The 18164-nt window shown below is 70.4% G+C and carries 15 protein-coding genes; 6 read left to right on the forward strand and 9 right to left on the reverse strand.

Annotated features, from left to right (window positions below; genetic code table 11):
• Positions 1-145 precede the first annotated feature (145 nt).
• The 4 genes from ACGFZA_RS17690 to ACGFZA_RS17705 are packed head-to-tail and all read left to right on the forward strand — an operon-like array spanning position 146 to position 4867.
• On the forward strand, positions 146-1504 hold the full coding sequence (locus ACGFZA_RS17690) for an extracellular solute-binding protein (RefSeq protein ID WP_393680043.1): 1359 nt from the start codon (positions 146-148) through the stop codon (positions 1502-1504).
• The gene (locus tag ACGFZA_RS17695; protein ID WP_393680046.1) at positions 1501-2442 is read left to right on the forward strand and encodes a carbohydrate ABC transporter permease; all 942 of its coding nucleotides are present in this window, start codon (positions 1501-1503) and stop codon (positions 2440-2442) included. The genes ACGFZA_RS17690 and ACGFZA_RS17695 overlap by 4 nt, the downstream gene beginning before the upstream one ends.
• A complete protein-coding gene (locus tag ACGFZA_RS17700) occupies positions 2439-3308 on the forward strand; it encodes a carbohydrate ABC transporter permease (RefSeq protein ID WP_393680048.1) in 870 nt (289 codons plus the stop codon). Before ACGFZA_RS17695 ends, ACGFZA_RS17700 begins: the two co-directional genes overlap by 4 nt.
• Before the next feature lie 41 nt (positions 3309-3349).
• A complete protein-coding gene (locus ACGFZA_RS17705) occupies positions 3350-4867 on the forward strand; it encodes an alpha-N-arabinofuranosidase (protein ID WP_385283727.1) in 1518 nt (505 codons plus the stop codon).
• 63 nt (positions 4868-4930) lie between these two features.
• Here the strand turns inward: ACGFZA_RS17705 and ACGFZA_RS17710 are convergent, their stop codons facing one another.
• The 3 genes from ACGFZA_RS17710 to ACGFZA_RS17720 form a co-directional block, all read right to left on the reverse strand.
• Positions 4931-5665 (reverse strand): hypothetical protein, encoded by a 735-nt coding sequence (locus tag ACGFZA_RS17710; RefSeq protein WP_385283730.1) that lies wholly within the window; start codon positions 5663-5665, stop codon positions 4931-4933.
• Positions 5666-5735: 70 nt separating this feature from the next.
• Complete coding sequence (locus tag ACGFZA_RS17715) at positions 5736-8792, reverse strand: hypothetical protein (RefSeq protein ID WP_385283733.1); 3057 nt, start codon at positions 8790-8792, stop codon at positions 5736-5738.
• Positions 8783-9298 (reverse strand): DUF2690 domain-containing protein, encoded by a 516-nt coding sequence (locus ACGFZA_RS17720; protein WP_385283736.1) that lies wholly within the window; start codon positions 9296-9298, stop codon positions 8783-8785. Before ACGFZA_RS17720 ends, ACGFZA_RS17715 begins: the two co-directional genes overlap by 10 nt.
• Before the next feature lie 300 nt (positions 9299-9598).
• Between ACGFZA_RS17720 and ACGFZA_RS17725 the strand changes: the two genes are divergently transcribed.
• Positions 9599-10384 (forward strand): EI24 domain-containing protein, encoded by a 786-nt coding sequence (locus tag ACGFZA_RS17725; RefSeq protein ID WP_385283739.1) that lies wholly within the window; start codon positions 9599-9601, stop codon positions 10382-10384.
• An 11-nt stretch (positions 10385-10395) separates the two neighbouring features.
• Here ACGFZA_RS17725 and ACGFZA_RS17730 read toward each other — a convergent pair whose 3' ends face one another.
• The 3 genes from ACGFZA_RS17730 to ACGFZA_RS17740 form a co-directional block, all read right to left on the reverse strand.
• On the reverse strand, positions 10396-12381 hold the full coding sequence (locus ACGFZA_RS17730) for a flavin monoamine oxidase family protein (RefSeq protein ID WP_393680053.1): 1986 nt from the start codon (positions 12379-12381) through the stop codon (positions 10396-10398).
• A 177-nt stretch (positions 12382-12558) separates the two neighbouring features.
• Positions 12559-13557 carry an aldose epimerase family protein gene (locus tag ACGFZA_RS17735; RefSeq protein ID WP_393680055.1) on the reverse strand — a complete coding sequence of 333 codons (999 nt, stop codon included), beginning with the start codon at positions 13555-13557 and terminating at the stop codon, positions 12559-12561.
• Positions 13558-13567: 10 nt separating this feature from the next.
• The gene (locus ACGFZA_RS17740) at positions 13568-14482 is read right to left on the reverse strand and encodes an SGNH/GDSL hydrolase family protein (protein ID WP_393680057.1); all 915 of its coding nucleotides are present in this window, start codon (positions 14480-14482) and stop codon (positions 13568-13570) included.
• A 359-nt stretch (positions 14483-14841) separates the two neighbouring features.
• Between ACGFZA_RS17740 and ACGFZA_RS17745 the strand changes: the two genes are divergently transcribed.
• Positions 14842-15336 carry a DUF3145 domain-containing protein gene (locus ACGFZA_RS17745; protein ID WP_326736018.1) on the forward strand — a complete coding sequence of 165 codons (495 nt, stop codon included), beginning with the start codon at positions 14842-14844 and terminating at the stop codon, positions 15334-15336.
• 166 nt (positions 15337-15502) lie between these two features.
• Here ACGFZA_RS17745 and fabF read toward each other — a convergent pair whose 3' ends face one another.
• The 3 genes from fabF to ACGFZA_RS17760 all read right to left on the reverse strand — a co-directional run bounded on the left by fabF (position 15503) and on the right by ACGFZA_RS17760 (position 18154).
• On the reverse strand, positions 15503-16765 hold the full coding sequence (fabF, locus tag ACGFZA_RS17750; RefSeq protein ID WP_385283751.1) for a beta-ketoacyl-ACP synthase II: 1263 nt from the start codon (positions 16763-16765) through the stop codon (positions 15503-15505).
• Positions 16766-16841: 76 nt separating this feature from the next.
• Positions 16842-17090, reverse strand: a complete 249-nt coding sequence (locus ACGFZA_RS17755) for an acyl carrier protein (RefSeq protein WP_326736016.1) — start codon at positions 17088-17090, stop codon at positions 16842-16844.
• 62 nt (positions 17091-17152) lie between these two features.
• Positions 17153-18154: a ketoacyl-ACP synthase III gene (locus ACGFZA_RS17760; protein ID WP_393680061.1), complete on the reverse strand. Its 1002-nt coding sequence runs from the start codon at positions 18152-18154 to the stop codon at positions 17153-17155.
• Positions 18155-18164 lie beyond the last annotated feature (10 nt).

The following is an 18164-nucleotide window of genomic DNA, read 5'->3' on the forward strand; positions in this document are numbered from 1 at the left end:
GCCGTCCCCGCCCGGCATCCCCTGTTCGGTACTCCGGACATTGCCCGGAATTCTTGCGCGACCCATTGACGCGCAAGCGCTTCGATTTTACGGTCCGTTCGAAGTTACGGGCAGCATTCGGTATTTCGAACAGTGAGGGCGGGGCATGGGACGACCTGGCCTGAATCGCAGGCAACTGATCACCGGGCTGGGCGGCGCGGCCGTCGCCGGCAGCTTCGGCTTCGCGGCGCTGGGAAGCGGTGCGGACGCCCTCGCGTCGAGTGCCGCCACCCGGGTCCGCTACTGGAACCTCTTCAGCGGCGGCGACGGCTACAACATGATCGCGATGCTGGACTCCTTCCGTAAGGAGAACCCCGGCATCGACGTGAAGGACTCGACCCTCCAGTGGGGCAGCCCCTTCTACACCAAACTCGCCATGGCGGCGGCGGGCAACCGCGCACCGGACCTCGGCGTCATGCACCTGGGCCGGGTCACCGGGTTCTCACCGGGGCGCCTCCTGGACCCCTGGGACGTCGGCCTGCTCGCCAAGTACGGCGTGAAGGAAGCCGACTTCAGCCCCGCGCTGTGGAAGCGCGCCGTCATCGACGGCAAGCTCTACGCCCTCCCGCTCGACAGCCACGTCCAGCTCTGCTTCTACCGCAAGGACGTACTGCGCAACGCCGGCCTGCTCGGTGACGACGGGCGGATCGTGCCGGTCACGTCCACCGACGAGTGGTTCGACGTGCTCAAGAAGGCGAAGAAGGCCACCGGGAAGGGCCTGCAGACGATCGGGATGTGGGCCAGCGACCAGAACTTCCAGTGGTGGTTCTTCGTCGCCTTCTACACCCAGCTCGGCGGCACCTGGTTCGACGCCGCCAACACCGGGACCACCTTCGACACCGGCAAGGCCACCCAGGTCCTGGAGTTCATGCGCCGGCACATCACCGACGGGTACTCCAACCCCGGCTTCGCGGGCGGCGCCGGCGCCGAACAGTTCATCAACGGTTCCCCGTTCTGCTGGGAGGGCAACTGGTCGGTGCCGGTGTTCTCCGGAGCGAAGATCGAATACGGCGCGACCCCGCTGCCGCCCGTCTTCGGCAAGCCCGCCACGCACGCCGAGTCGCACGCCTTCGTGCTGCCCCACCAGTCGGGCCGCGGCGGCGACACCAACGACGGCGCCCACCGGCTCGCCGCCTACGTCGTCCGGCACGCGCAGCAGTGGGCCGCCGGCGGGCACATCCCCGCCTACACGCCGACGCTCTCCACGGCCGCGTACAAAGCGCTCGAACCGCAGAACGAGTACGTCTCCGCCATGGACCACCAGGCGACCGAACCGAAGGTGTGGTTCGCGGGCTCCACCGGCATCCTCGCCCAGCGCGTCGGCCCGATCGTCGTGTCCTCGACGCTGGGCTCCGCGAAACCGGAGGCGGCCGCCCGCCGCATGAAGGGCATGCTCACCGAGCTGCTGGCCTCGAAGAACCCCATGGACGGCCGTACCGCGGCGCAGGGAGGTGCGGTCGCATGACGACGACCAGCCCACAGACCGTCCTCGCGCCCGCCCGCGCGAGGACCACCGCCGACAGCGCCACGATCCGCCGCAAGCAGGGCATCCAGCACGGCGGCTGGTTCGTCGCCCCCTTCCTCGTCCTGTTCGCGCTCTTCGTGATCTGGCCGCTGCTGCGCGGCGTCTACCTCAGCTTCACGGACGCCAACATCTCCGGCGACGGGGCGGGCTTCGTCGGCCTCGACAACTACCGCGAAGCCCTGCACGACCAGCTGATGTGGGACGCGCTCGGCCACAGCGCCTACTTCACGCTGCTCGTCGTGCCGTGCATCACGGTCCTCGCCTTCCTCCTCGCGATGCTCGCCCACCACATCCAGCGCGCCCAGTGGCTGTGGCGCCTGTGCTTCTTCATCCCGTTCCTGCTGCCCTCGACCGTCGCGGGCAACCTGTGGCAGTGGCTGTTCAACCCCGGCACGGGCATGGTCAACTACCTCTTCGGCCTCGATACGCCGTGGCTGACCGACAAGTCGTACGCCATGCTCGCCGTCGTCCTCACCACCCTGTGGTGGACGGTCGGCTTCAGCTTCCTGCTCTACCTCGCCGCGCTCCAGGGCATCCCCGCCCACCTCTACGAGGCCGCGAAGCTCGACGGTGCGAACGCCTGGCACCGCATGGTCCACATCACCCTGCCCCTGCTGCGCAACATCACGGGCCTCGTGATCGCGCTGCAGATCCTCGCCTCGCTCCAGATCTTCGACCAGGCCGTCGTGATGCAGGACTTCGGCCCCGGGCCGGAGGGATCGACCCGCACCTTCGTGCAGTACACGCTCGAAGAGGGCTTCACCAGCTACCGCGTGGGCTACGCCTCCGCCATCTCCATCATCTTCTTTGTGATCATCGCGGCCGTCGCCCTCGCGCGGATGTGGCTGCTGCGCAACCGTGAGGAGGGCAGCCGATGACCACCGACGCCGCACAGACACGGATCAAGTCCCGTACCCGCACGGCCTGGACGCCGAGCCAGATCGTGCTCACCCTCATCGGCGCCGCCGTCTCCGCCGTCTTCCTGGCGCCGCTCGCCTGGGCCCTGTTCACCTCCCTCAAGTCGGAGACCGAGGCCGTCGAGGTGCCGACGCACTGGCTGCCGGAGCACTGGACGGGCCAGGCGTGGAAGGCCCTCTTCGAGACGGGCAACATCACCAACTGGTTCGTGAACTCGCTCGTCGTCTCGGTGTGTGTGACCACGGTGGTGCTGCTCGTGAGCGCACTCGCCGGATACGGCTTCGCCCGCACCGAGTTCAAGGGCAAGACGTTCTGGATGGGTGTGGTGATGGCGGGCCTGATGGTCTCGCCCGCCGTCCTCGGCGTCCCCCTGTTCACCACCGTCCAGCAGATGGGCATGGTCGACACCTACTGGGGCATGATCCTGCCGCAGTGCGCGCCCGCCGCGATGGTCTACATCCTCTACAAGTTCTTCCAGAGCATCCCGAGGGAGCTGGAGGAGGCCGCGTACATCGACGGCGCCGGCCGCTGGCGGGTGTTCTTCACCATCATCGTGCCGCTCTCCCGCCCCTCCCTGTCCGCGGTCGGCATCTTCACCTTCATCGCCTCCTGGAACAACTTCCTGTGGCCGTACATGGTGACCAACAACCCCGATCTGATGACCATGCCGAACGGCATCGCGACCGTCATGAACTCCTACGGCATCCAGTGGGCCCAGCTCATGGCCGGCGGGCTGATGGCGGGACTGCCACTGATCATCGTCTTCGTCTTCTTCCAGCGCCAGATCGTCAGCGGCGTGGCCCACACCGGCCTCGCAGGCCAGTGACCCGTACCGAGACACGTACCGACACCACCCCGAAGGAAGTCATGACCCGCACCGCCCGCTTCACCCTCGACCCCGCCTTCACCGTCGGCGAGGTCGACCCCCGCCTCTTCGGCTCGTTCGTGGAACACCTCGGCCGCTGCGTCTACGACGGCATCTACGAGCCCGGCCACCCCTCGGCCGACGAAGCCGGCCTGCGCACCGACGTCCTGGAACTGATCCGCGAACTCGGCGTCACCGCCATCCGCTACCCCGGCGGCAACTTCGTCTCCGGCTACCGCTGGGAGGACAGCGTCGGCCCCGCCGACGAGCGGCCGCGCCGCCTCGACCTCGCCTGGCGCTCCACCGAGACGAACCGCTTCGGGCTCTCCGAGTTCATCGCCTTCTGCAAGAAGATCGGCCCGCAGGCCGAGCCCATGATGGCGGTGAACCTCGGCACCCGGGGCGTCCAGGAGGCCATCGAGCTCCAGGAGTACGCCAACCACCCGGCCGGCACCGAACTCTCCGAGCGCCGCGTCTCCCACGGCGACAAGGACCCCTTCGGCATCAAGCTGTGGTGCCTGGGCAACGAGATGGACGGCCCCTGGCAGACCGGCCACAAGACAGCCGAGGAGTACGGCCGGATCGCCGCCGAGACGGCGCGCGCGATGCGGCAGATCGACCCGTCCGTCGAACTCGTCGCCTGCGGTTCCTCCGGCCGGTCCATGTCCACGTTCGCCGCCTGGGAGGCGACGGTCCTCGCCGAGACCTACGACCTCGTCGACTACGTCTCCCTGCACGCCTACTACGAGGAACTCGGCGGCGACCGCGACTCGTTCCTGGCGTCCGCAGTGGACATGGAGTCCTTCATCGAGGACGTCGTCGCCACCTGCGACCACGTCGGCGCGCGGCTGAAGTCCACGAAGAAGATCAACCTCTCCTTCGACGAGTGGAACGTCTGGTACATGGCCCGCAGCCAGCAGGAGGCGGAGGCGAACCCCCTCGACTGGCCCGAGGCCCCCCGTCTGCTGGAGGACAACTACTCCGTCACCGACGCCGTCGTCTTCGGCACCCTGCTCATCGCCCTGCTGCGCCACGCCGACCGGGTCACCGTGGCCTGCCTGGCCCAGCTGGTCAACGTGATCGCCCCGATCATGACCGAGCCGGGCGGCCCGGCCTGGCGCCAGACCACCTTCTTCCCGTTCGCCCAGGCCGCCCGGCACGGCCGGGGCCAGGTCCTGGACGTGCGGGTGGACTCGCCCACGTACGGGACGGCCAAGTACGGCGAGACGGACCTGCTGCACGCCACCGCCGTCCGCGACCCGGAGACCGGCGCGGTCACCGTCTTCGCGGTCAACCGCGGCCAGGACACGGCCCTGCCGCTCGAAGTCGCCCTGCACGGCTTCGACCTGACGGAGATCGCCGAGCACCAGGTCCTCGCCGACGCCGACCCGGACGCCCGCAACACCCTCACCGAACCGGGCCGGGTCGCCCCGCACCCGGCCGAGGGCACGGTGCTCGAAGGGGGCGTGCTGCGGGCCACCCTGGAGCCGATGTCCTGGAACGTGATCCGCCTCGTCTGAACCGGCCGGGCCGGGGCGACGGGTACCCGCACCCCGGGGCTTCGCGTACGGAGCCCCGGGGCGTCAGCCCGTGCCGCCGGCGGCCTCGCCCGTACCGAAGACGTACACCAGGTAGGCGGGCTCCTTCCCGGGGAGCGGATACTCGCGGAGATAGGTGGCCGCCTGTCCCGACCGGTACAGCGGGCTCTCGACCAGGGCCCCGGCCTTCTCGTACGCCGCGTCGACCCGGGGTGTCATGCCGTCCAGCCAGGCGGCGGCGGCCTTCGGGTCGGCACCGGGGTGGTCGAGCCCGGAGCAGTCGCGCAGGAAGCGGGCGCGCCCGGGTGCCTTCTTCGGGGCGGTGCAGGTCACGGCGTCGAGATCGCCGGAGAGCGTCCAGACGGCCGCGACGGTCAGCGCGGAGCCGCCGGCGGAGGTGCCCGCGGAATGCCAGACCGCAGGCGCCGCGTCGCCCGCCCGCACGTCCACCTTCTCCCGCGGTTTCATGGCGATGTGCCAGGTCTTCGCGAGACGGTCCAGGAACGCCCGGCCGGTGTAGCCCGGGGCCAACGGCACGGCACGTCTGCCCTGGGGGATCTTGTCCCGGGTGGCGGGAGCCGTGGGCCAGTCCCCCAGATCGGCCGAGGTGGTCAGGGGCGAAGGGGCGCTCGGGTGCGCGGACGCCGGGGCGGTGGGTGTGGCCCGGGCCGTCTCGGGGGGCGCGGCCGAGGTGTGCGGGGACGAGCAGGCCGAGAGGAGGGCGGCGGACAGGGCCGCCACCGCGACGGCGTGCGCCGCGCGGGACCGTGACGTGGACAAGGGTGACTCCATTCGATGAGGTGCGGGCCCGGGGTGGTGCCGTCCCCGCGGGGACGGCACCACGGTCACCTCACTCGTCGAAGCAGGTGCCGGTCGAGGCCGCGGAGACCGGGACCAGCTTCACCGCGTCGTAGGCGACGTCGGCGTCGCCGGTGTAGTCCGACCGGCTCGTGTTGTCGGCCTGGATGTTGGCGCCCTGCCAGAGCTTGAGGGTGCCGAGGGGCGCCCACACGTCCTGGCCGTTGCTCTTGGAGGCCTGGTTGACACTGCAGGTGTGACTCGGTTGGGCGCCTACCGTGTTCATGCCGACATTGACGGTGTACGGGACCACGGCCTGCGCGCCGTGGTTCGGCAGGTGCACGTAGATCGCGTACCGGCGGCCGGGCGATTCGGAGAACGGGAGCAGGGAGGCTTCCGGTGTCCAGGTCGCTGTGACCGTGTGCCACAGGTAGTTGGTGTGGGTGGCGTTGTTGGGGTAGGCGTGGGTGAACCAGACGTGGCCGTCGTAGCCCGCGCCCAGCTGGTGCAGGTCGATCGGGGCGATGTCCCCGGTCGCACGCCAGGTGCCGTCGCTGCGGTTCATGGTGAAGTTGTCACCGAGCCGCAGCTTGAACGTGCCCGACATCGTCGACGCGTCCTTGCATCCCTGGGTGTTGTCGGCCGGGACCGGCAGGTCGTCGATGAGGAGGGTGCCGTCGGCCCTCTCGACGTTGTCGCACGGGCCGGCGGCGTACTGCCGGTCCAGTGCGGGCTCGCCGCTGCCGAGCGCGTACACGAGGTTCTCCTTGGAGCCCGTGGTGTCGTCCATGCCGCCGCCCCAGCTGACCGATCCGTCCCACCAGCAGCTGTCGTCCTCGGCCGGGCACGGGTCGCTTCCCGAGGGGGCTCCGGGGTCACAGCTGTTCGTCCCCTGCGTGCAGTAACTGTGGTAGTTGGTGTTGAGGTTGAGCTTTCCGCCGACGCCGACGCCTCCGGTGGGGAAGAGCGGCAGGGCGTAGGAGGGCTCGGTGCCGTACGTGTGCTGCGGGGTCTCCACCCAGCCCATGATCTTCTCCTCGTACGGCCAGTTGGCCGGGTGCGCGGCGTCGTCGTACGAGTCGCGGAGGAAGGGGGCGCGGTCGGCGGGGTAGTTGGGATTGGCGGGGTTGTTGTACCAGCCCAGGCCGGTGTGCCCGCTGTTCTGGGACGAGTCGGTGTAGACGCCGCTGTTGTATCCCCACAGGGCCATGTACCAGTTCTCCACGTAGCTGGAGTTGCCTGTGTTCACGTTCATGCCGAGGGACTTGAGCTGGTTCCACGTCTTGCTGAGGATCTGCACTCCGGCGGCGATGTTGGACGCGTAGTCCGTGGCGATCGCATACGCCTCGGTCGGGCTGTACGGGTCGGGCTTCGCCTCGTTCATGCCCGAGGTGACCTGCGCGATGCCGTAACCGCAGTCGGCCACGGCCCCGTTGGGGTAGTAGTGGATGCTGTCGGTGTTGCCGAAGTAGTCCCCGAGCAGCGGATTGCCGCCGTCGCCCGGGACGGAGTGCCAGGACGCCTGCCGGAAGTTGGACTCCTGCGCGAGGACTCCGAGCATCACCTGGGCGGGGACGGTGCCGCCGCCGGTCAGAGCCACCCGCGGGAAGAGACCGTTGGGGGTGTACGCGACGCTGCCGGTGCCGAGGTAGTTCGCCGGACGGGTGACCGTGAGGTCGCCGTGCACGGCCTGGTCGACGGCCCACTCGACCATGTTGGTGCTGGGCTGCAGGGCCTGAGCGTGCGGATCGTTCCGCTTCACCAGGCAGTTCGAGTAGTGGGAACCGGTGTTGGGCTCGTCGGGAACGAGGCCCGTGTAGGCCAGTTCGTCCTTCTCCAGCTCCAGGTTCGGGCCCGTCTCGCGTTCCACGTCGTCGGCGGCTTGGGTGACGGCCGCCTCGGCCGTGACCACGTCGGTGGAGGCCGGGGTGTCCGTCGCCGTGGCGAGCGCGGCCACGTGGATGCGCCCGGCTCCGGTTCCCGACGGGGAGCCGATGGCCGAAGTGATGCCCTTGAGCTCGTCGGAGGCCACCGACGTGGTGAGCAGATGACCTTGCCGCGAGGCCGCCACGGGCTTGTCGGGGGCGTCCGCCTTGCGGAGTCCGGGCGCCTTGGTGGTGTCGATGCCCGATACGGTGCCCGCGACCAGGTCGCCGTCACCGCGCGGAAAGAGCCCGAGCTTGCCGAGGGGTGCGCTGCCGAGCCGGGTCAGCTTCCCGCTCCGGCCGTCCAGACGGTGCAGCTCGTCCTTGCCGTGCGCGACGAGGGCCAGGTCGATCGCGCCGCCCTCGGAGGGCGCGAGGGCGAAGAGCCGGCCGGGGAGTTCGGCGACGGTGTCGGACGTGCCCTGCGCCTTGCCTTGCGTGGCGAGCCTGACCAGCCTGCCGTCGATGACTCCGAGGTCGTCGCCGTCGGCGGTGGGCATCGGGTTGGTGAACTGGCCCTTGACCGTGGTGGTGCGCAGCGTCCTTCCCGACGCCGCATCGACGTCGAAGACCTTGGTGGTGCCGTCCCGTGAGTCGCCCACCGTGCTCCGGGTGAAGGTCACGGTGTCGTTCTCGCCGCAGCCGGGCGAGAAGTAGGCGAGCTGTACACCGGTGACCGACTGGGTGACCTTGCCGCTGGCCAGGTCGATCACCGCGGCAAAGGCCCCGTGCTGCATCAGCGAGGGCTTGTTCGCGGCCGTCGACGGTGCGTAGACGGCCGCCGCGTAGCGCCCGGAACCGGTGGTGCAGGTGTAGCCGGTCCACGGCCCGATGCCGTTCAGACCGGACTGGGTGAGGTTGGCGATCTCCCGGTAGGCGAACGAATCGGCCTCGTCCGCCACCAGGATGTGGAAACCGGCGGAGTCGCCCGTGCCGGTCACGGCGCGGTCGGTCGAGTCCTGCCAGTTCGTGCCCAGCTGGCTCTCGGGCGAGGCGAACAGGCGCCCCTGGGTCTGAGGCGCCGCCGCGGCCGATGTGCCCGCCATGCCGATCGCTCCGGTGGCGGGAAGCATCCCGGCGGCGAGGGCGGCGCAGGACAGGAAGGCGGTTCTGGCCGTCAGCCGAAGCGCCCGCGGGCGGCGGCCCCCGGCACGCGCGGCAGTGCTCCTTCTTCTCAACGCCATGGTGTGCACGCTCCGTTGGTTCCCTGGGTCCGCGAGCTCTCGGGTGCCGGGTCGTGGTCCTCGGTCAGGTCGCTGAAGCAGCCCTTCGCCGAGTAGCTCGCCGGAACCATGGGGGTGGCCAGGGCGACATTGGTGCTGTCGACGAGTCCGCCCGAGTAGGAGGCCTCGCTGCCGCCGAACTGGGGCACGTAGAAGATCGTCGCGTACTGCTGGTACAGGCTGGTGTTCGTGGGGTCCACGGTCACCTTCGCCCAGGATGCCCCGCAGGTGGCGGAGTGGAAGAGCTTGACGGTGATGGCCACCGTGCCCGACGGCGGGTCGTCCGTCTCGCTCACCAGTTGGGCGTCCGAGTCGCAGCCCATGGCCACGGGGTTCCTGCCCATGCAGCTGATGCCCTGGCAGGAGTCCGCCGCGGCGGGTGTGGCGAGAGACAGGGGAGCGGCGCAGGCCAGGGCAAGCGTCAGGAGCAGGGCTCGGCGGATACGTGCACGTCTTCGTCTGAGCATGAGGTCCTCGGTCCATGGATGATCGATCCATGACAGGGTGTGCGGCCGCTCCTCACGGCGACAACCACGGTTTGCTCAAGGGATTCTCAAGGCTGTTCCGCGCCTCCGACCTGCGAACTCTCAAGTGAATGGCGCGATTTGCAGATACTTCGCAGATTGCGAAAACGGATGCTTGGTCGGTGCATCTATGTCTAAGGCGGGCGACCTCGTCCTCGCGAACGCCGGGGCCCCGGAGGCGGTGGGCCCGCTGCGCGGCTCCCCGTCGTGCCGGCGCCGTGCGCGATCTCGTACGCTGACGCCATGCGTGATCTCGGGGCGGGCCTCGGCTATCTGATCAAGGGGCAGCGCTGGGTCGCCCAGCACGGCAAGTGGTTCGGCATCGGGCTGCTGCCCGGCCTGATCACCCTCGTCCTGTACGCGGGCGCCCTCGTCGGCCTCGGCTACGGGGCCGACGACCTCGCGGACTGGGCGACCCCATTCGCCGACGGCTGGTCATCGCCCTGGCTCGGGCTGCTCCGCACCACCCTGACCGTGCTGGTCTTCGCCTTCGGCCTGTTCCTGGCCGTCATCACCTTCACCGCGGTGACCCTCCTCGTCGGACAGCCCTTCTACGAGTCGCTGTCCGAGGAGGTGGACCGCGCCGAGGGCGGCGAGGTCCCCGAGTCCGGGCTGCCGCTCTGGCGGGAGCTGTGGATCTCCGCCCGCGACAGCGTGCGCATCCTGGTGCGCGTCGCGCTGTACGCGATCCTGCTCTTCGCCCTCGGATTCATCCCGGTCGCCGGCCAGACCGTCGTCCCGTTCCTCGGGTTCTGCGTCACGGGGTACTTCCTCGCCGAGGAACTCACCGCCGTCGCCCTCCAGCGCCGCGGCATGGTGCTGAAGGACCGGCTCGTCCTGCTGCGCGGCCGCCGTCTGCTGATCCTCGGCTTCGGCGTGCCGCTGGGGCTCGCCTTCCTGGTCCCGTTCGTCGCCGTCTTCCTGATGCCGGGCGCCGTCGCGGGGGCGACCCTGCTCGCGCGTGACCTGACGGGAGAGGACGGCGACGAGGAGGAGGACGCCGGGACGGCTCCGCCCCCGCGCCCCTGAGACCCGTCCGGTCAGCTCCCGTGGACCTCCAGCGCGGCGCGTACGGCGGACTCCAGCGCGCCCTCGATCCAGGCGGGCTTGACGGACGTGTGGCAGCCCGCGAAGTGCAGCGGCCCCTCGACCGAGCGCACGTCGGCGAGCAGTTCGGTGTGCTGGCCGGGCAGCAGGACGGACGCCTCGCCGTACGCGTACGGGTCGCGCATCCACGACTGGGTGGCACCGGCGCCCGTGTAGAAGACCTCGACGCGCTGGCCGTACACGTCCTGGACCCCGCCCAGGGCGTGCGGGTAGCGCTCGTCGTCGTCCAGGGAGTCCCACTTCAAGGCGTCGTCGGCCCAGCTGTACGAGGCGAGGAGTACTCCGCCCCTGCTCCCGTCGACCGGGTGGGAGGGCTGGTACATGAAGCGGTTGGCGTTGTCGGTGACCGATCCGCCGCCGATGACGTGGGCCGCCTCGGGCTGGTTGCGGGCGGTCGCGCGGTACGCCGCGTAGTGCACACGCTGGTTGGGCGGAATGTGCCCCGGCGGTACGGAGGGGTGCGCGCCGAGCAGTGAGCCGTCGGCCGGCGCCCTGCCGAGCCGGTAGTCGTCGTACAGGCCGGGCCGGACCCTCTCCAGCTCCGCCTTCCAGTCCTTCTCCTCGAACTCCCACCAGCGGCGGCTGAATTCGAGCAGCACCTTGGTGGCCGAGTCGTAGTGGACCTCGGTGATCGCCCGCCGCTTGCCGTACGAGAGCGGCGGCGTGACCGGGACGTGCCGCAGTCCGGAGAACGGCACGGTGACGATCGCCCGGTCCCCGGTGAAGGTCTCCCGCACGACCTTGCCGTCCCGCCCCTCCGACACCGTCTCGACCCGGACGCCGTCCTGGCCGTGGCTGATCCTGGCGGCCCGGCGATCGAGGCGCACCAGGTCCTTGACCCGTGCGTACATCGCGTCGGCCAGCGTCGCCGTGCCGTCGGGCAGCTCGTAGAACGCCGTGTCCGGGCTGATCAGGGAGGCCCCGATGAAGCTGTGCACGAAGGCGAGCGGCAGCCGCGAGGTGAGGTTCTCGACGGTGCCGATGAGGTCGATGGTGCGCTCGTCGAGCCCGGCCGCCTCGGTCAGGAAGCGGAACATCGACCAGTGGCCGTACTTCTGGATGACCCGGGCCCAGCCCTTGACGAGCTCCGAGCCCTCCTTGCCCTCGAACTCCTCGCGTACGGGGGCGAAGGCCTCCCGCACGATGGCCGAGGCGGTCTTGTCCTCGAACTCCGCGGGGACCCCGAAGGACCGGTTGACCGCCTGCGGCCTCTGCGCGTAGTCCGCCTTGCGGACCCGGATGCCGTTGACGTGGATCCAGGTGTGGTTGACGGGCTTGCCCTCGGCGTCGACGTCGACCAGGTGGAAGCGGCGGCGCTTCAGCTCGAAGCTGTCCATGAGCCCGGTGACGAGCGGATGGCTGTCGGGGATCCGCATGGCCCCGGCCTCGGCGTACTGCTTCGGGTCGGCGAAGGGGGACTTCGCGTTCTCGTGGCCGCCGGTGCGGAAGGTCTTGATCCGGCCGCCGACCCGGTTGCCGTTGGCCTCGATCACTGTGACGGTGTGTCCGGCCTCGCTGAGCAGGCGGGCGGCGGTGAGCCCGGCCGGTCCCGCGCCGATGACCAGCACCTTCTTCGGGCCCTTGCCACTGCGCGGCAGGCCCTTGGTGAGCAGGACGTCCTGGTAGTGCGGCACCAGCGACTCGTCCTGCTCGTCGCGTACGAGGATGGCGCGGGCGACGGTCAGGCAGGCGTTCCAGTCGGAGCCGGGAGCGGCGGCCGGGGCGGCGGCGGGCGCCGCGAGGGACCCGGGCGCGGCCGCGTGCGCCGCGCTCGCGGCGGTCGTGGCCAGGGCGGCGGCACCGGCGGCGGCGCCCGCGATCACGGTGCGCCTGGAGGGCAGGCCGGCAGCGGGCGCGCCGGAGGAGGGCAGAGCGGAAGAGGGCAGGCCGGACGTCGGTTCGGCGGGCTTGGAAGTCATGCGAGCCACCTTGGGGGGCGTGGAACGGGGCGCATTGCGCGAACGCGCGTAGATCGCCCCGAATCACTCCCAGGTACCGCTTAACGATCTTGTATTATCGGCATTGCCGCAGGTCAGATCGGGTCGGATCGCCCGGCTGCGGGATGTGCGCAGCCGGCCGGGAACGGCCCCGCGGGCTCAGCGCGCCGAGAAGCCGTACACCGTCGTCGACCGGTATTCCGCACCCGGCCGCAGCACCGTGCTCGGGAACTCCGGCCGGTTCGGCGAGTCCGGGAAGTGCTGGGTCTCCAGCGCGATCCCGGCGCACGGACCGAACGGCCGCCCGTCGAAGTGGTCCGCGGTGTACAACTGCATGCCCGGCTCCGTCGTCGTGACGGTCAGGACGCGCCCCGACACCTCGTCGTACAGCTCGGCCACCGGTCCGGCCACGCCCTCGTCCAGTACGAAGTTGTGGTCGTACTCCTTGGAGACCGGCTGCGGCTCCCGGAAGTCGAACCGGGTCCCGTCCACCGGCAGGAACTCACCCGTCGGCAGCGACTCCTCGTCGGCCGGGGTGATCCGCCCGGCCGCGATCCGCAGCCGCTGGCCCAGAGCGCTGCCGGAGCCGGCGCCCGCCAGGTTCCAGTACGTGTGGTTCGTCAGGTTCAGCACGGTCGGCGCGTCCGTCGCCGCCCGGTACGCGATCCGCAGCGCCCCGTCCTCGTCCAGCGTGTAGGCCACCGAGACCTCCAGACGCCCCGGGAACCCCTCCTCGCCGTCCGCGGCGACCAGGGACAGCTCCACCCCGTCGGCGATCCCGCGCGCGTCCCACACCCGCTTGTCGAAGCCGACGGCCCCGCCGTGCACGTGGTTGCGGCCCTCGTTGCGCGTGACGTGGTGGGTCGTCCCGTCGAGGACGAACGCCGCACCGCCGATCCGGTTCGCGTACCGCCCGACCAGTGCGCCGAAGTACGGCCCCGTGTACCGGACGTACGAGGCGAGATCGGGCAGTCCGAGCGCCACCCCGGCCGGCACGCCGTCCCGGTCCGGCACCTCGACCGACTGCACGGTGGCGCCGTACGTCAGCACCCGTACGCGCGTACTGCCGCGCTCCAGCGTCCAGCGGTCCACGGCGGTGCCGTCCCCGAGGGTGCCGAAGTGTTCCGTACGCATCACCGTGTTCGAACCCGTCTCCATGATCCAGACCTTAGCCCGGAGGCCGCGCCGCCGTGACGTTGCGGTAGGCGATCTCGGCCAGCCGGGCCTGCCCGTTGCGTCCCGGGTGGAACCAGTCCCACTGGCTGAGCTGCTTGCCCGTGAACCGGTAGTCGAACACCGCCCCGCCGTCGTAGCGGCAGCGCGCGTCCTTCGCGCACACCTCGCGCAGCACCCCGTTGTACGCGACGACGCGGTCCTGCACCGCCGTCCGCCGGGCCACCGCCGAGGCGCCCAGGTTGTCCGCGTCGCCCAGCATCGACCTGCAGATGCCCAGCTTCCAGATCTGCTTGCCCAGCTGGCTGCCCCGGCCCGTCGACCAGAGCCGCTTGAGGTCCGGCACGCTCGACACGTACACCTGCGCCTTCGGCGCCGCGCTGCGCAGCTGACGCATCGACGCCTCGAAGGACGCGCGGAAGTCGGCCACCGGTGTCATGGTCCGCACCGAGTCGCGGCAGGCGTCATTGGCGCCGATCATCACCGTCACCAGATCGGGGTCCTCCTTCGCGGCCAGCGCCATCTGCTCCGGCAGCTGCGCGATCCGGGCGCCCGTCTCGGCGTGGTTCCAGCTGTGGGCCGCCGCGCCCGAGGCGCCGAGAAGCCGCACGGCCAGGCTCCGCACCGAACGGTCCGTACCGGTCGACCAGGAGGCCTCGGGGCAGTCGGCCAGCACCGAACAGGCGTCGAAGCCACGGGTGATGGAGTCGCCGACCGCGGCGACCGACTCCGGACTGCGGTCCCAGACCGGTGCGGCCGCCGGCCGTCTGCCCGCGTCGGAGGCCGCGCCCTTCGTCGTCCGGTCGGACCCGGAGTCACAGCCCGTCAGGACGGCCGTGCCGAGGAGCGACACGGTGGCCAGCGCGGCCAGCGCGGTGCGCGGACGGTGCCGTACGGAGCGATGCGGCATTGCTCTCGTCCCCTCCTGTTCCTGTCCCATGCCTCCGGCACACCTGCGTGGCACCGGTCGGCGGGCCCCCGCGCCCTGCCGGGTGAATGCCGAGCGAATCATGGGCCCAGGACCGACGGTACGTCACACCTCGGACGCCGCCGCACGGTAGCTTTTCCCCGTCGAACCAGTGCCTCTTCCGGCCGCCCGGCTCCACTCGGGTGGCTCTCGAACATCACATCACGTCACATACCCTCCCTTCTCCGGACATTAACTCCCGATACTGTTTACTGATGACAGCCTCGGGAACCGGCCGGTAAGAGGTGGTACGGCGCGAGGCCGCTGGGGAAGGCGAACCTCGTCCCACACTGGAGGTCCCGGTGACGACACGTGGAGTCCTGTACGTCCACTCAGCCCCGCGCGCGCTCTGCCCACACGTCGAATGGGCGGTGGGGGGCGTGCTCGGCGTGCGGGTCCAGCTCGACTGGATCAGACAGCCGGCCGCACCCGGCACCTGGCGTTCCGAATTCTCCTGGCAGGCCAGCCCGGGTACGGCGTCCAAGCTCGCCTCCGCGCTGCGCGGCTGGGATCTGCTGCGTTTCGAGGTGACGGCCGAACCGTCGCCGACCGCGGAGGGCGAGCGCTACAGCTCCACGCCCGAGCTCGGCATCTTCCACGCCGTCACGGGCATGCACGGCGACATCCTGGTGCCCGAGGACCGGCTGCGGGCCGCGCTGGCGCGGTCGCTGAGCGGGGAGAGCGACCTGGAGGCGGAGATCGCCAAGCTCCTGGGCAAGCCGTGGGACGACGAACTGGAGTCCTTCCGCCACGCGGGCGAGGGCGCGCCGGTGCGCTGGCTCCACCAGGTGGTGTGACCGCCCGGAGCCCCGCCCCGCGGCGCACGGACCGTGCCGGCCCCATCGAGCCCCTCCCGCGGCCGGGGAGCGGTTGCGGGGGCGGCGGGCGCCCGCGAAGGGCCCGTGACACGCGGGAAGCCCGCCCCCTGGCCGGGGACGGGCTTCACACGTACAGCCGAAGAGGTCACACGCTGCGGAACGCCAGCACCACGTTGTGCCCGCCGAAGCCGAACGAGTTGTTGATCGCCGCGATCGGCCCTTCCGGCAGCGGCCGCGGCTCGTCGCGCACGATGTCCGCCTCGACCGCCTCGTCGAGGTTGTCGACGTTGATGGTCGGCGGAGCCATCCGGTGGTGCAGCGCCAGGACCGTCGCGACGGTCTCGATGCCGCCGGCGCCGCCGAGGAGGTGACCCGTCATCGACTTCGTCGCGGAGATCGCGACGTGGTCCAGGTCGTCGCCCAGGATCTTGCGCAGCGCCTTCAGCTCCGCGACGTCGCCCTGCGGCGTGGACGTCGCGTGCGCGTTGAGGTGCACGACCTCGGACGGCTTGAGGTCCGTCTGGTCCAGCAGGTTCTGCATCGCCGCGGCGATGCCGCGCCCGGTCGGCTCGGGCTGGGCGATGTGGTGGGCGTCCGCGGACAGCCCCTGGCCCAGCACCTCGCAGTAGACCCGGGCGCCGCGCGCGGCGGCGTGCTCCGCGGACTCCAGGACGACGACGCCGGCGCCCTCACCGAGGACGAAGCCGTCCCGGCCGGTGTCGTACGGACGCGAGGCCTTCTCGGGCTCGTCGTTGCTCTTGGACATCGCCATCATGTTGGCGAACGCGGCGATCGGCAGCGGGTGGATCGCCGCCTCGGTGCCACCGGCGAGGACCACGTCGGCACGGCCGGTGCGGATCATCTCGACGGCGTACCCGATCGCCTCGGCACCCGACGCACAGGCGGAGACCGGGGTGTGGACGCCCGCCCGGGCGTTCACCTCGATACCCACGTTGGCGGCCGGGCCGTTGGGCATGAGCATGGGCACGGTGTGCGGGGAGACGCGGCGTACGCCCTTCTCCTTCAGCACGTCGTACTGGTCGAGCAGGGTGATCACGCCGCCGATGCCGGAGGCGATGACCGAACCCAGCCGCTCGGGCTGGATCTTCTCGTCCTCACCGGCGGGACCGGTGAAGCCCGCGTCCGCCCACGCCTCGCGGGCCGCGATCAGCGCGAACTGCGCCGAGCGGTCCAGCTTGCGGGCGAGCGGGCGGGGCAGGACGTCTCCCGGGTCGACGGCCGCGAGGGCCGCGATCCGGACAGGCAGTTCGGCGAAACGTTCGCCCTCAAGAGGCTTGACGCCGGAACGGCCGGCCATCAGACCTTCCCAGGTCGATGCGGAATCGCCACCCAGCGGAGTGGTTGCGCCGATACCGGTGACGACCACGGTGCGATTGGTCGAGCTCACTGGAAAATCTTCTCCACGTGTAGAGGGTCGTGAATCAGCGGCGCCACCGCCGGGTGGCGACACAGCTGGGCCGGGATCAGCCCTGGTGCTTGAGGATGTACTCGGTGGCGTCGCCGACCGTCTTGAGGTTCTTGACGTCCTCGTCGGGGATCTTGACGTCGAAGCGCTCCTCGGCGGCGACGACGACCTCGACCATGGACAGGGAGTCGACGTCCAGGTCGTCCGTGAAGGACTTCTCCAGCTCGACGTCCTCGGCCGGGATACCGGCGATCTCGTTGACGATCTCGGCGAGACCGTCGAGGATCTCCTTCTGCGTGGCGGCCATGTTGGCGCTCCTTCGGTGTATATCTGCTGGGTTCGGGCGTCCGGGCGAAAAGCCCGGTGTGCCTAGGGGAGGGTAACGACCGTCGCGGCGTAGACGAGACCCGCCCCGAAGCCGATGACGAGCGCGGTGTCGCCGCTCTTCGCCTGACCGGTCGCCAGGAGCCGCTCCATTGCGAGCGGAATCGAGGCGGCGGAGGTGTTGCCGGTGGTCTCCACGTCACGGGCGACCATGACGTGTTCCGGCAGCTTCAGGGTCTTCACCATCGAGTCGATGATCCGCATGTTGGCCTGGTGCGGGATGAAGACGTCCAGGTCTTCCGGGGTGATCCCGGCCGCCTCCAGCGCCTGCTGGGCGACCTTCGCCATCTCGAAGACGGCCCAGCGGAAGACAGCCTGGCCCTCCTGCGTGATGGCGGGGAACTTCTCCGGACGGTCGGCGTGGAAGGTGTCCCACGCCACGGTCTGCTTGATCGTGTCGGACTTGTCGCCCTCGGAGCCCCAGACCGTCGGGCCGATGGCCGGCTCCTTGGAGGGGCCGACGATCACGGCACCGGCTCCGTCGCCGAACAGGAACGCCGTCGCGCGGTCGCTCAGGTCGGTGAGGTCGCTCAGCCGCTCCACGCCGATCACGAGGACGTACTCCGCCGAGCCCTCGACGATCATGCCCTTGGCGAGCGTGAGGCCGTAGCCGAAGCCCGCGCAGCCGGCAGAGATGTCGAAGGCGGCGGGCTTGCCCGCGCCGACCTTGTGGGCGATCTCGGTCGCGATGGCCGGGGTCTGCTTGAAGTGCGAGACGGTGGAGACGATGACCGCGCCGATCTGCTCCGGCGTGATCCCGGCGTCGGCGATGGCCTTGCCGGACGCCTCGACGGACATCGCGGACACGGTCTCCTGGTCGGAGGCCCAGTGGCGGCTGGCGATTCCGGACCGGGAGCGGATCCACTCGTCGGACGAGTCGATGGTCTCGAGGATCACCTCGTTGGGCACGACACGGGTCGGGCGGTAGCCGCCGACACCCATGATCCGTGCGTACGGGGCGCCCTTGCCGGGCTTGATCTTCGACATGCTCTCGGGC

The organism is Streptomyces sp. NPDC048211, from assembly GCF_043202315.1.
GTDB lineage: Bacteria > Actinomycetota > Actinomycetes > Streptomycetales > Streptomycetaceae > Streptomyces.